This is a genomic window from Neisseria sp. P0024.S006 (assembly GCF_051956595.1).
Lineage (GTDB): Bacteria > Pseudomonadota > Gammaproteobacteria > Burkholderiales > Neisseriaceae > Neisseria.
Genome location: NZ_JBQCXH010000006.1, coordinates 21,128 through 33,984 on the forward strand (window position 1 = coordinate 21,128; position 12,857 = coordinate 33,984).

10 protein-coding genes are annotated in these 12,857 nt (G+C 48.6%); 6 read left to right on the top strand and 4 right to left on the bottom strand.

Annotated features, from left to right (window positions below; all coding sequences use genetic code 11):
* Positions 1-294: 294 nt before the first annotated feature.
* The 6 genes from aceE (at position 295) to ACTHUF_RS10395 (ending at position 9,673) form a co-directional block, all read left to right on the top strand.
* The gene (gene aceE / locus ACTHUF_RS10370; protein ID WP_440407623.1) at positions 295-2,958 is read left to right on the top strand and encodes a pyruvate dehydrogenase (acetyl-transferring), homodimeric type; all 2,664 of its coding nucleotides are present in this window, start codon (positions 295-297) and stop codon (positions 2,956-2,958) included.
* Positions 2,959-3,106: 148 nt separating this feature from the next.
* On the top strand, positions 3,107-4,717 hold the full coding sequence (aceF, locus tag ACTHUF_RS10375) for a dihydrolipoyllysine-residue acetyltransferase (protein WP_440407625.1): 1,611 nt from the start codon (positions 3,107-3,109) through the stop codon (positions 4,715-4,717).
* A 77-nt stretch (positions 4,718-4,794) separates the two neighbouring features.
* Positions 4,795-6,579, top strand: coding sequence for a dihydrolipoyl dehydrogenase (gene lpdA, locus ACTHUF_RS10380; RefSeq protein ID WP_440407627.1), 1,785 nt, complete (start codon positions 4,795-4,797; stop codon positions 6,577-6,579).
* Between the two features lie 89 nt (positions 6,580-6,668).
* Positions 6,669-7,007, top strand: a complete 339-nt coding sequence (locus ACTHUF_RS10385) for a P-II family nitrogen regulator (RefSeq protein ID WP_003683576.1) — start codon at positions 6,669-6,671, stop codon at positions 7,005-7,007.
* Between the two features lie 412 nt (positions 7,008-7,419).
* The gene (gene mpl, locus ACTHUF_RS10390) at positions 7,420-8,796 is read left to right on the top strand and encodes a UDP-N-acetylmuramate:L-alanyl-gamma-D-glutamyl-meso-diaminopimelate ligase (RefSeq protein ID WP_440407629.1); all 1,377 of its coding nucleotides are present in this window, start codon (positions 7,420-7,422) and stop codon (positions 8,794-8,796) included.
* Between the two features lie 223 nt (positions 8,797-9,019).
* Positions 9,020-9,673, top strand: coding sequence for a DUF1287 domain-containing protein (locus tag ACTHUF_RS10395; RefSeq protein ID WP_440407630.1), 654 nt, complete (start codon positions 9,020-9,022; stop codon positions 9,671-9,673).
* A 115-nt stretch (positions 9,674-9,788) separates the two neighbouring features.
* On the opposite strand, the gene ACTHUF_RS10400 is transcribed toward ACTHUF_RS10395, so the two are convergent.
* The 4 genes from ACTHUF_RS10400 to ACTHUF_RS10415 form a co-directional block, all read right to left on the bottom strand.
* Entirely contained in the window at positions 9,789-9,917 is a 129-nt protein-coding gene (locus tag ACTHUF_RS10400) for a FeoB-associated Cys-rich membrane protein (RefSeq protein WP_003683546.1), read from the bottom strand.
* Positions 9,914-11,782 (bottom strand): ferrous iron transporter B, encoded by a 1,869-nt coding sequence (feoB, locus tag ACTHUF_RS10405; RefSeq protein WP_049336637.1) that lies wholly within the window; start codon positions 11,780-11,782, stop codon positions 9,914-9,916. Before feoB ends, ACTHUF_RS10400 begins: the two co-directional genes overlap by 4 nt.
* Before the next feature lie 27 nt (positions 11,783-11,809).
* Positions 11,810-12,079, bottom strand: coding sequence for a FeoA family protein (locus ACTHUF_RS10410; protein ID WP_003746882.1), 270 nt, complete (start codon positions 12,077-12,079; stop codon positions 11,810-11,812).
* Positions 12,080-12,430: 351 nt separating this feature from the next.
* Positions 12,431-12,700, bottom strand: coding sequence for an HU family DNA-binding protein (locus ACTHUF_RS10415; protein ID WP_070625332.1), 270 nt, complete (start codon positions 12,698-12,700; stop codon positions 12,431-12,433).
* Positions 12,701-12,857: the final 157 nt, after the last annotated feature.

Sequence of the window (12,857 nt, forward strand, 5' to 3'; positions counted from 1 at the left end):
AAGGGCACTCTCAAAAAATCATCAATTCAACCTCTACCCTCCTATTAATATCAACAGCGCGATTTGCCAGTTTGCCCAATTACTGATAGCATTTGCAGGTTAGCCAGTTTGCAAAAAATTTTAATTTTTCAGAATTTTCATTGCTTAATATAACGTATTGAAAATATTTAAATAATTAAAATTTTTTCGAATTTGACTCTTGGAATTTTCGTTTATAAGCCGTATTTGTTCACAAACGAAAATATCGGGGTACTACTCCGTCATTGAAAAACACTCAACACAAGGATAGATATTATGTCCACCCAATTACACGATGTTGACCCAATTGAAACCAAAGAATGGTTAGACGCGTTAAGCTCTGTTTTAGAATATGAAGGCAGCGAACGCGCCCAATACCTGCTGGAAAGTTTGGTCAAATACAGCCGTGACAAAGGCATCCGCATGCCTCACGGCACCACTACTCCATATTTGAATACTGTTTCCGTTGAAAACGAAAAAGGCATTCCTGGTGACCAAAATATCGAGCACCGCATTCGTGCTTTCGTACGTTGGAATGCCGCGGCCATCGTATTGCGCGCAGGTAAAAAAGATTTGGAATTGGGTGGACACATTGCATCTTTCCAATCTGCTGCGACCATGTACGAAGTCGGCTTTAACCACTTCTGGAAAGCCAAAGGCGAAGGCGAAGAAGGCGACTTGATATTCTTCCAAGGTCATGCTGCTCCTGGCATTTATGCACGTGCTTTCGTTGAAGGCCGTCTGACTGAAGACCAATTGAACAACTTCCGTCAAGAAGTTGACGGTAAAGGTCTGCCTTCTTACCCTCACCCTCACCTGTTGCCTGACTTCTGGCAATTCCCAACCGTATCTATGGGTCTTGGCCCATTGATGGCGATTTACCAAGCCCGTTTCCTGAAATACTTGGAATCTCGCGGCCTGGCTAAAACCAAAGGCCGTAAAGTATGGGTATTCTGTGGCGACGGCGAAATGGACGAACCTGAAAGCCAAGGTGCTATTGCTCTGGCTTCACGCGAAGGCTTGGATAACTTGGTATTCGTCATCAACTGTAACCTGCAACGTTTGGACGGTCCAGTACGTGGTAACGGCAAAATCATTCAAGAGCTGGAAGGCAACTTTGCCGGCGCTGGCTGGAATGTTGTGAAAGTCATCTGGGGTCGTCGTTGGGACCGCCTCTTGGCAAAAGACAAAGATGGCATCCTGCGCAAACGTATGGAAGAGTGCCTGGACGGTGACTACCAAACTTACAAATCCAAAGACGGTGCATACGTTCGCGAACACTTCTTCAATACACCTGAACTGAAAGCATTGGTCGCCGATATGACCGATGAGCAAATTTGGGCGTTGAACCGCGGTGGTCATGACCCTCAAAAAGTGTACAACGCTTACGACCGCGCAGTGAACCACGCTGACGGCAAACCTACTGTAATCTTGGCGAAAACCATTAAAGGTTACGGCATGGGTGCATCCGGCGAAGGTCAAAACGTTGCCCACCAAGCTAAAAAAATGGACAAAGCTTCTCTGAAACAATTCCGTGACCGCTTTGACATTCCTGTAACTGACGAACAAATCGAAAGCGGCGACCTGCCTTACCTGACTTTTGCTCCTGACAGCGAAGAATACAAATACCTGCATGCACGCCGTGAAGCTTTGGGTGGCTACCTGCCTCAACGTAAACCTACCCAAGAAGTTCTGGAAGTGCCTGAGTTGTCAGCATTTGAGACTCAACTGAAATCCAGCGGTGACCGTGAATTCTCAACCACCATGGCTTTCGTCCGTATCCTGTCTACTTTGCTGAAAGACAAAAAAATCGGCAAACGCGTGGTGCCTATCGTTCCTGATGAAAGCCGTACGTTCGGTATGGAAGGTATGTTCCGCCAATACGGTATTTGGAACCCTAAAGGCCAACAATACACTCCTCAAGATAAAGACCAACTGATGTTCTATAAAGAGTCTGTTGACGGTCAAATCTTGCAAGAAGGTATTAACGAACCAGGTGCCATGGCTGACTGGATTGCTGCTGCGACCAGCTACGCAAACAACGACTTTGCCATGATTCCTTTCTACATCTACTACTCTATGTTCGGTTTCCAACGCGTTGGCGACTTAGCATGGGCAGCAGGCGATATGCATGCACGCGGCTTCCTGTTGGGTGGTACAGCCGGCCGTACAACACTGAATGGCGAAGGTTTGCAACACGAAGACGGCCACAGCCACATTCAAGCAGACTTGATTCCAAACTGTGTAACTTACGATCCAACATTCCAATATGAAGTAGCCGTTATCGTACACGATGGCTTGCGCCGCATGTATGTTAACCACGAAGACGTGTTCTACTACATCACCCTAATGAATGAAAACTACACCCATCCGGACATGCCTGAAGGCGTAGAACAAGACATCCTGAAAGGTATGTACTTGCTGAAAGCCGGCGGCAAAGGCGATAAAAAAGTCCAATTGATGGGTTCCGGTACCATCCTGCAAGAAGTCATTGCCGGTGCCGAATTGTTGAAAGCCGACTTCGGCGTAGAAGCAGACATCTGGTCTTGCCCATCATTCAACCAGCTGCACCGCGATGCCATCGAAGTGGAACGCTTCAATCGTCTGAACCCATTGGAAACTGCAAAAGTACCGTTTGTTACTTCTCAACTGCAAGGTCATGACGGTCCGGTTATTGCCGCTACCGACTACATCCGCAGCTATGCCGACCGTATTCGTGCCTACATCCCTAACGACTACCACGTCTTGGGTACCGATGGCTTCGGTCGTTCCGACAGCCGTGCCAACCTGCGCAGCTTCTTCGAAGTTGACCGCTACAACGTTGCCGTTGCTGCATTGAGCGCATTGGCCGAACAAGGCAAAGTCAGCAAAGAAACCGTTCAACAAGCTATTGAAAAATATGGCATCAAAGCCGATGCAGCTCCTAGCTGGAAACGCTAATTGATGTTTCAGACGGCCTATTTGCTTCATGCCAACATTAGGCCGTCTGAAAACCAAATGTTTGAATGGTTTGAACAGACAAACTGTACCGATGCCGTGTGAAACAGTTTTCAGGCGGCATCAAACTGAAAATATTAAAGGAACTCAAATGAGTATCGTAGAAATCAAAGTCCCTGATATCGGTGGTCATGAAAACGTCGACATCATCGCTGTAGAAGTTAAAGCAGGCGACACCATTGCCGTTGACGACACCCTGATTACTTTAGAAACCGACAAAGCCACTATGGACGTACCTGCCGATGCAGCTGGTGTCGTGAAAGAAGTTAAAGTTAAAGTTGGCGATAAAATCTCTGAAGGCGGCGTTATTCTGACCGTTGAAACCGATGCCGCCGCTGCCGATGCAGTTCCGGCTCCTACAGCTGAAGCTCCTGCAGCTCCAGCTACTGCGCCTGCAGCCGCTCCTGCAGGCGGTGCAACTGTAAAAGTTGTTGTACCGGATATTGGCGATCATACAGATGTAGACATTATTGCCGTTGAAATTAAAGTTGGCGACACTGTTGCCGTTGACGACACTCTGATTACTTTGGAAACCGACAAAGCCACTATGGACGTACCATGTACAGAAGCCGGTGTGGTTAAAGCCGTATTTGTAAAAGTTGGCGACAAAGTATCTGAAGGCTCCGCTATTATCGAAGTAGAAACCGCCGGTTCCGCCGCAGCTGCTCCTGCTCCTGCCGCTCAAGCTGCCGCACCTGCACCAACCGCTGCTCCTACTGCCGCACCTGCACCAGCCGCTACGCCTGCTCCGGCTGCACCTGCAGCTGCCAAAATTGACGAAGCTGCATTTGCAAAAGCTCATGCAGGTCCTTCCGCACGCAAACTGGCGCGCGAATTGGGCGTAGATTTGGGCCAAGTCAAAGGTACCGGTCTGAAAGGCCGTATCATGGGCGAAGACGTTAAAGCCTTCGTTAAATCCGTTATGCAAAGCGGTGCAGGCAAACCTGCTGCTGCCTCTTTGGGCGGTGGTCTGGACTTGTTGCCATGGCCTAAAGTCGACTTCTCTAAATTCGGCAGCGTCGAAGTTAAAGAACTGTCTCGCATTAAGAAAATCTCCGGTCAAAACCTTTCTCGCAACTGGGTTGTGATTCCTCACGTTACCGTACACGAAGAAGCGGACATGACCGAATTGGAAGAATTCCGTAAACAACTGAACAAAGAATGGGAACGCGAAGGCGTGAAACTGTCTCCGTTAGCGTTCATCATCAAAGCCTCTGTTGCTGCGCTGAAAGCCTTCCCTGAATTTAACGCCTCTCTGGATGGCGACAACTTGGTGCTGAAAAACTACTTCAATATCGGTTTCGCAGCCGACACACCAAACGGCTTGGTTGTTCCAGTAATTAAAGACGTGGATCAAAAAGGCTTGAAACAAATCAGCCAAGAGCTGACCGAATTGTCTAAAAAAGCCCGCGAAGGCAAGCTCAAACCACAAGAAATGCAAGGTGCATGCTTTACTATTTCCAGCTTGGGCGGTATCGGCGGCACAGGCTTCACGCCGATCGTGAATGCTCCTGAAGTTGCTATCTTGGGCGTGTGCAAATCCCAAATCAAACCGGTTTGGAACGGCAAAGAATTCGCTCCTCGCCTGATGTGCCCATTGAGCCTGTCCTTCGACCACCGCGTCATCGACGGTGCTGCCGGTATGCGCTTTACCGTATTCCTGGCCAACCTGTTGAAAGACTTCCGCCGCATTACTCTGTAATCCGAGCATTTTCAGACGGCCTTTTTACTCAGGCCGTCTGAAAAAAGAAGTCCGAACATCATTCAGAAAGATTAGACATGAGCTTAGTTGAATTAAAAGTGCCCGACATTGGCGGTCACGAAAACGTAGATATTATTGCGGTTGAAGTAAATGTAGGCGACACCATTGCTGTGGACGATACCCTGATTACTTTGGAAACCGATAAAGCCACTATGGACGTACCTGCCGAAGTTGCAGGTGTCGTTAAAGAAGTTAAAGTTAAAGTCGGCGATAAAATCTCCGAAGGCGGCTTGATTGCAGTCGTTGAAGCCGAAGGTGCGGCTGCCGCTCCTAAAGTCGAAACACCAGCTGCTCCTGCACAAGAAGCACCTAAAGCTGCTGCTCCAGCTCCTCAAGCTGCACAATTTGGCGGTTCTGCCGATGCTGAATACGATGTGGTCGTATTGGGTGGCGGCCCCGGCGGTTATTCCGCTGCATTTGCCGCTGCTGACGAAGGCTTGAAAGTTGCCATCGTCGAGCGTTACAAAACTTTGGGCGGCGTTTGCTTGAACGTCGGCTGTATCCCTTCTAAAGCTTTGTTGCACAACGCTGCCGTTATCGATGAAGTACGTCACTTGGCTGCCAACGGTATCAAATACCCAGAGCCAGAACTCGATATCGACATGCTGCGCGCTTACAAAGACGGCGTGGTTTCCCGCCTGACTACCGGCTTGGCAGGTATGGCCAAAGGCCGTAAAGTGGACGTTATCCAAGGCGACGGTCAATTCTTGGATCCTCACCACTTGGAAGTGTCGCTGACTACCGGCGACGTGTACGAGCAAGCGACCCCTACCGGCGAGAAAAAAATCGTTGCCTTCAAAAACTGTATCATTGCAGCAGGCAGCCGCGTAACCAAACTGCCTTTTATTCCTGAAGATCCACGCATCATCGATTCCAGCGGTGCACTGGCTCTGAAAGAAGTACCGGGCAAACTGTTGATCATCGGCGGCGGTATTATCGGTCTCGAAATGGGTACGGTTTACAGCACTTTGGGGGCTCGCCTAGATGTTGTTGAAATGATGGACGGCCTGATGCAAGGCGCAGACCGCGACTTGGTTAAAGTATGGCAAAAACAAAACGAATATCGTTTTGACAACATCATGATCAACACCAAAACTGTTGCTGTTGAGCCTAAAGAAGACGGTGTTTACGTTACCTTTGAAGGTGCAAATGCGCCTAAAGAGCCACAACGTTACGATGCCGTACTGGTTGCCGCCGGTCGTGCGCCTAACGGCAAACTGATCAGCGCTGAGAAAGCCGGTGTTGCTGTAACTGACCGCGGCTTCATCGAAGTAGACAAACAAATGCGTACCAACGTGCCGCACATCTACGCTATCGGCGACATCGTCGGTCAACCGATGTTGGCACACAAAGCCGTTCACGAAGGCCACGTTGCCGCTGAAAACTGTGCCGGCCACAAAGCCTACTTCGACGCGCGCGTTATTCCGGGCGTTGCCTACACTTCTCCTGAAGTGGCATGGGTTGGCGAAACCGAGTTGTCTGCCAAAGCCTCCGGCCGCAAAATCACCAAAGCCAACTTCCCATGGGCTGCTTCCGGCCGTGCAATTGCCAACGGTTGCGACAATGGTTTCACCAAGCTGATTTTTGATGCTGAAACCGGCCGCATCATCGGCGGCGGTATCGTTGGTCCTAACGGCGGCGATATGATCGGCGAAGTCTGCTTGGCGATTGAAATGGGCTGTGATGCAGCCGATATCGGCAAAACCATCCACCCACACCCAACCCTGGGCGAATCCATCGGTATGGCTGCGGAAGTGGCATTGGGCGTATGTACCGACCTGCCTGCTCAGAAAAAGAAATAAGTTCACTCAAATAAAATTTGAACGAACTTGATGGAACAAAGGCCGTCTGAATGTTTCAGACGGCCTTTTCGCAAATAAGGAGACTCAATATGAAAAAAATCGAAGCTATTATCAAACCTTTCAAACTCGACGATGTACGCGAAATCCTAACTGAAATCGGCATTACCGGCATGACCGTCAGCGAAGTCAAAGGTTTCGGCCGCCAAAAAGGCCACACAGAAATTTATCGCGGCGCAGAATACGCAGTTGATTTCCTGCCCAAAGTAAAAATCGAATTGGTATTGGCTGACGATAAAGTTGATCAAGCTGTTGATGCCATCTTGGAAACCGCGCATTCCGGCAAAATCGGTGACGGTAAAATCTTCATTTATCCGGTTGAAGAAGCCATCCGTATTCGTACCGGAGAACGCTCAGAAGCAGCACTTTAATAGAAATCGTAAAACACAGGATATAAATGCCGTCTGAAAAAAGTCATGACTTGTTTTAATCAAGACTTATTTCTCAGACGGCATTATTTTAATAACAACAACCATCCATTTTCTAAAGTCTATCCAAATAAACCAGTTACCGAAAACCTCACGCCATCAAGTATGGAGGAATTCAAGGCAATGCTTCACCTGACCTTCGTGAACAACTTTACCGTATCAAATAACTCTTTCCAAAGCAGGGCTAACCCCAATCCCATACTTGCAAAACCTCAATGCCCTCCTTTTAAAATCAAATTCCTCGTATTTGTTTCCTATTCTTATTGTTGCCTAACTTTTCAGACGACCCCTTTCTTTATCCAAACTCCGTTATAATGACGGCTTTAAAATTAATTTATCCAAAGACAGTCTTATCATGAAACACATCCACATTATCGGTATCGGCGGCACATTTATGGGCGGCGTAGCGGCTATTGCCAAAGAAGCAGGTTTTAAAGTCAGCGGTTGCGATGCCAAGATGTATCCGCCGATGAGTACCCAGCTCGAAGCCTTGGGCATTGACGTACACGAAGGCTTTGATGCCGCTCAATTGGACAAATTTAAAGCCGATATTTACGTTATCGGTAATGTTGCCAAACGCGGCATGGATGTGATTGAAGCCATTTTGAACAAAGGCCTGCCTTATATTTCCGGCCCGCAATGGCTTGCTGAAAACGTATTGCACCAGCACTGGGTACTCGGCGTGGCAGGGACACACGGCAAAACGACCACAGCCTCCATGCTGGCATGGGTCTTGGAATATGCCGGCCTTGCACCGGGCTTCCTCATCGGCGGCGTACCGGAAAACTTCAGCGTTTCCGCCCGTCTGCCGCAAACTCCGCGTCAAGACCCTAACTCAAAATCGCCATTCTTCGTTATCGAAGCCGACGAATACGATACCGCCTTTTTTGATAAACGCTCCAAATTCGTACACTACCGTCCGCGTACCGCCATTTTGAACAATTTAGAATTCGACCACGCCGACATTTTTGCCGATTTGGGCGCCATTCAAACCCAATTCCATCATTTGGTACGCACCGTGCCGTCTGAAGGCCTCATCGTCTGCAATGGCCAGCAGCAAAGCCTGCAAGATACTTTGGACAAAGGCTGCTGGACGCCCGTAGAAAAATTCGGTACCGAACAAGGCTGGCAGGTTGGTAGTGTCCATGCCGACGGCTCGTTCGACGTACGCCATCACGGCGAAACAGTCGGACACGTCGCTTGGGAACTGATGGGCGAACACAACCGCATGAACGCACTCGCCGTTATCTCTGCCGCACGTCATGCCGGCGTCGATATTCAGACGGCCTGTGAAGCTTTGAGCGCGTTTAAAAATGTCAAACGCCGTATGGAAATCAAAGGCACGGTGAACGGCATCACTGTTTACGACGACTTTGCCCACCACCCGACCGCCATCGAAACCACCATCGAAGGCCTGCGCCAACGTGTCGGTAACGCACGCATCCTCGCCGTCCTCGAGCCGCGTTCCAATACCATGAAACTTGGCACAATGAAAGCCGCCCTACCTGCAAGCTTAAACGATGCAGACCAAGTGTTCTGCTACGCCGGTGGCGTGGACTGGGACGTTGCCGAAGCTCTTGCACCTTTAGGCGGCAAGCTGCACGTCGGCAAAGACTTCGATACCTTTGTTGCCGAAATCGTGAAAAATGCCGAAGCAGGCGACCATATTTTGGTCATGAGCAACGGTGGTTTCGGTGGAATACACGGGAAGCTGTTAGAAGCCTTGAAATAAGCCTTCTCCAATAACCAAGGCCGTCTGAAAAGTTTTCAGACGGCCTTTTATCATGTACTAATTAAAATCTATATTTACGAAAAAACGTTTTAATAATACCCAAATAGCACTCATCCATTATTAGCCAATACATACTTGCTCAAGACCATTTTTCCATTATGCATTGCCAAGCCTCCCCAAAATCTGATAATAATGCAGACAACATCTAATCTGTGCATATATCATGAAACACAAAACTCTCTTTAAGCCCATAGTTCTCAGTATTGCGCTTTCCATCCTTCTGATTACAACAGCTATATTTTTTGCCCGTCATCACAACTCTATCCCAAGTTTTAATACCAATTTCCTACAACAAAAGATTACCGAACCCGAAGGACCATCACCGCAAATTGTCCAATCTGCACGAAACCAAATTGGCAAAACCCTCCACTACGACCCTGCTTATACCAAGCTCAAATATCCAATGGGCGATGTACCGATGGAAAAAGGCGTTTGCACAGACGTGGTCATCCGTGCCTTGCGTGACCAAAATATAGATTTGCAAGAGCTTGTTCATCAAGACATGAGCCGTAACTTTTCTGTCTATCCGAAACGCTGGGGTTTGAAACAACCCGATACCAATATCGACCACCGCCGCGTCCCTAACCTAATGACTTATTTCACGCGTCAAGGCTGGGTCATCCAAGATACAAACTATCAAGCTGGCGATATTGTAACTTGGGAACTAAAAGGCAACCGTCCCCATATCGGCATTGTCTCCGATCGAAAAATCGGCGACAGGCCTTTGATTATCCATAATATCGGTTCTGGAACCCGTGAAGACGATATTCTCTATCGCTACACTATCACCGGACATTTCAGGCTTCCCGTTCAATAAATCTTAGTGCTAAGTCCTAGATACCTAGTTTTGAATCTGAAAAGCCATAGAGCAATAAAAAAGGCCGTCTGAAACCATTTCAGACGGCCTTTTACTTTTACCTAACCCTCTTTATTTAACCGCAACCGCCACATTTGCCGCAGCCGCTGCTGCAGTCGCGTTTTTTCGGTTTGAATACGAATTTTCGCAAGAGGAAGAATACGCAGGCGAGCATAATCAAGCCGACGATAATATATTGAGTCATGATGATAGTATCCTTGAAGAAATTTGGTAAACCACGAATGCGGCAAAATAAGCCATCAGGAACAAATAGCCTGTAATCATAAGCATATTTTTCGTGGATTTGGTTTCGCGTCTAATCACGGTCAAAGTCGCGGCACACATCGGAGCATACACATACCAAGCCAAGAAGGCAAAGGCAGTCGGCAAGCCCCAGTTGTTGTGTATGATGGGAATTAATGCGTTTTGTACGGCATCTTCAGACGACGCGCTGACGGCATAAACGGTACCCAAAGCGGCAACGACTACTTCACGTGCAGCGATACCCGGAATCATGGCGATACACATTTCCCAAGTAAAGCCCAAAGGTGCAAAAAACGGCTGAATAGCATGACCAAGCGTACCTGCCAAGCTGTAATCGATGGCGGCACCGGTTGCGCCTTCAGGCGGTTGCGGCCAGCTTACCAAGCCCCACAGAACCACGGCCAACGCAAAAATGATGGTACCCGCGCGTTTCAGGAAGGCTTTTACCCTATCCCACAAGCTGGTCATGATGTGTTTGAAGTTAGGCGTACGGAAAGTCGGCAATTCCATCAAAAGTGGGAATTGTTGCACATTGCCTTTCATCCGCGCCAAGCGTTTCATGATATACGCTGCCAATGCAGCCGACAGAATGCCTACGATATAAAGAATAAACAATGTCAGGCCTTGCAGGTTGAAAATCCCACCCACTGTACGGTCAGGAATAACAGCGGCGATAATCAGCGCATACACTGGCAAACGTGCGGAACAAGTCAGCAACGGCGCAACCGCGATGGTAACAAGGCGTTCGCGCGGGTCGTTAATGGTACGCGCCGACATCACGGCAGGAACGGCACAGGCAAAGCTGGACAAAAGGGGAATAAACGAACGGCCGGACAAACCGCTTTTTGCCATGATGTTATCCAGCAGGAAGGCTGCACGCGGCAGATAGCCTGAGTCTTCCAATAGCAGGATAAAGGCAAACAAAATCGTAATCTGCGGCAGGAACACCAACACGCTGCCCAAACCGGCAATGACGCCGTTGACGAGCAAGTCGCTGAGGATGCCCGGCTCCATGTTGGCGCCTATCCATTCGCCCAGCGCGGTAAAGCCACCTTCGATGGCGTCCATAATCGGCGCCGCCCATGTGTAAACCGCTTGGAACACCATAAACAGGATGACCAGCAGCATAATCATGCCCCAGACGGGGTGCAGCACGATGTCGTCGAGTTTTTTGTGCCATGCGGGCAGCGTCATCTGGGTGCGTACCACTTGTGCCAAAATCGATTCGACTTCTTGATAAAGTTTGTCGCTATCCAGCGCATCGAGCGTGCGTTCGGCAGAGGCGGGGTTTGCGGGGAAAGAGCGTTTGCGCGGCAGCTTCGCCACGGCTTCGCGTACAGCCTGTACACCCGACGCGCTCACTGCAACTGTTTCCAAAACAGGTGCATCCAACAACTCGCTCAGTTTGGCCGCGTCGATATTCAAGCCCCTTTTGCGGGCCACGTCGCTCAAATTCAGCGACACCACCATAGGCAGTCCCAGCGTTTTCAGTTCCAAAATCATGCGCAGGGTCATACGCAGGTTGGTCGCGTCGGCAACGGCAATAATGGCATCGGGCGGAATGCCCATCTTGCCTACCATTACATCTTTCGCCACCGCTTCGTCGGGGCTGGTCGTGCGTAGGCTGTATGTGCCCGGCAGGTCGATAATGCGGACGGCCTCGTCGTCGAGGAAGGCGCCCTCGCGCTTATCGACAGTTACGCCCGGATAATTGGCAACCTTGGCATGTGAGCCGGTCAAACCGTTGAACAAAACGGTTTTGCCGCAGTTTGGCGCGCCAATCAAGGCAAAATAGCTTAGTTCCATCATTTTTCCTTATTCTTTCAGACGGCCTTAAACGGCCTCAACGATACGACACATAATCTTCCCGGCCTCTTCCGAACGCAGGGAAAATTGAGATTGGTTACCCAAACGTACCGCAAACGGGCCTCTCCCAAAACCACCCACTGCAATCACTTGCAACGGCATTCCGCTGGAAAAACCCAAATCTGCAAGACGACGGGTTACCAAGGTATCCAAATCACCAAAAACAGGATTGGGAGCAATGGAATCAATATGTACGACTGCGCCTTTTTTCAGGCGCGACAAAGGAACAGCAGACATAAGTCTCTCTTTTCTTTTTGTTTTAAAAATAGATTATTGAAAAAACGTGAGAAGTATGATGAATGTGTAGCACATTTGAAAGATTGTTTACGAATGGCTATTTGCCCCTTCTTTCGATAAGTGCGGTTTGTTTTGAATACTGTTATTGTTTCCCTTAATTATAAGGTATATCAATATAAAAATCAAATGTAACAAGATAAACTAAAAAGGCTAAAATCCTTTTATCATTAGGATTTCAGCCTTTTTATGCACTCAACAAACTAAAGGCCGTCTGAAAGGTTTCAGACGGCCTTCAAAATAAAAAACCGAATCAAATCGGTTTTTTATTCCCATTCAGGGAAAGACTCTAAATTACAGAGCGTCTTTCAATGCTTTACCGGCACGGAATTTAGGAGTTTTAGCAGCAGCAATAGTCAAAGGCTCGCCAGTTTTTGGGTTGCGGCCTTGACGTTCGGCGCGTTCGCCGACGTAGAAAGTACCGAAACCGACCAGAGTAACAGTGTCGCCGCTTTTCAATGCGTTGGTTACGGCATTAGTAGTAGCATCCAAAGCTTTTTGCGCAGCAGATTTGGAAATGCCGGCTTCTTGAGCAATTGCTTCGATCAATTCAGACTTGTTCACAATTAGTCCCTTCCTATCGTATAAAGATGATGAAATGCCCGAATACTCGGGGCTTGAGCGCTTTCAAAGCACATACGCACTTTATAGCAATTCTGAAATTATCATGTCAAGTAAAAAATGTGGAATTGCCCTATTTTTGGGGCATTCAGGGCAAAAC

Bases quoted from the DNA above. Each gene is read 5' to 3' on its own strand.
- aceE (WP_440407623.1), top strand. From the start codon at position 295: ATGTCCACCCAATTACACGATGTTGACCCAATTGAAACCAAAGAATGG.
- aceF (WP_440407625.1), top strand. From the start codon at position 3,107: ATGAGTATCGTAGAAATCAAAGTCCCTGATATCGGTGGTCATGAAAAC.
- lpdA (WP_440407627.1), top strand. From the start codon at position 4,795: ATGAGCTTAGTTGAATTAAAAGTGCCCGACATTGGCGGTCACGAAAAC.
- ACTHUF_RS10385 (WP_003683576.1), top strand. From the start codon at position 6,669: ATGAAAAAAATCGAAGCTATTATCAAACCTTTCAAACTCGACGATGTA.
- mpl (WP_440407629.1), top strand. From the start codon at position 7,420: ATGAAACACATCCACATTATCGGTATCGGCGGCACATTTATGGGCGGC.
- ACTHUF_RS10395 (WP_440407630.1), top strand. From the start codon at position 9,020: ATGAAACACAAAACTCTCTTTAAGCCCATAGTTCTCAGTATTGCGCTT.
- ACTHUF_RS10400 (WP_003683546.1), bottom strand. From the start codon at position 9,917: ATGACTCAATATATTATCGTCGGCTTGATTATGCTCGCCTGCGTATTC.
- feoB (WP_049336637.1), bottom strand. From the start codon at position 11,782: ATGGAACTAAGCTATTTTGCCTTGATTGGCGCGCCAAACTGCGGCAAA.
- ACTHUF_RS10410 (WP_003746882.1), bottom strand. From the start codon at position 12,079: ATGTCTGCTGTTCCTTTGTCGCGCCTGAAAAAAGGCGCAGTCGTACAT.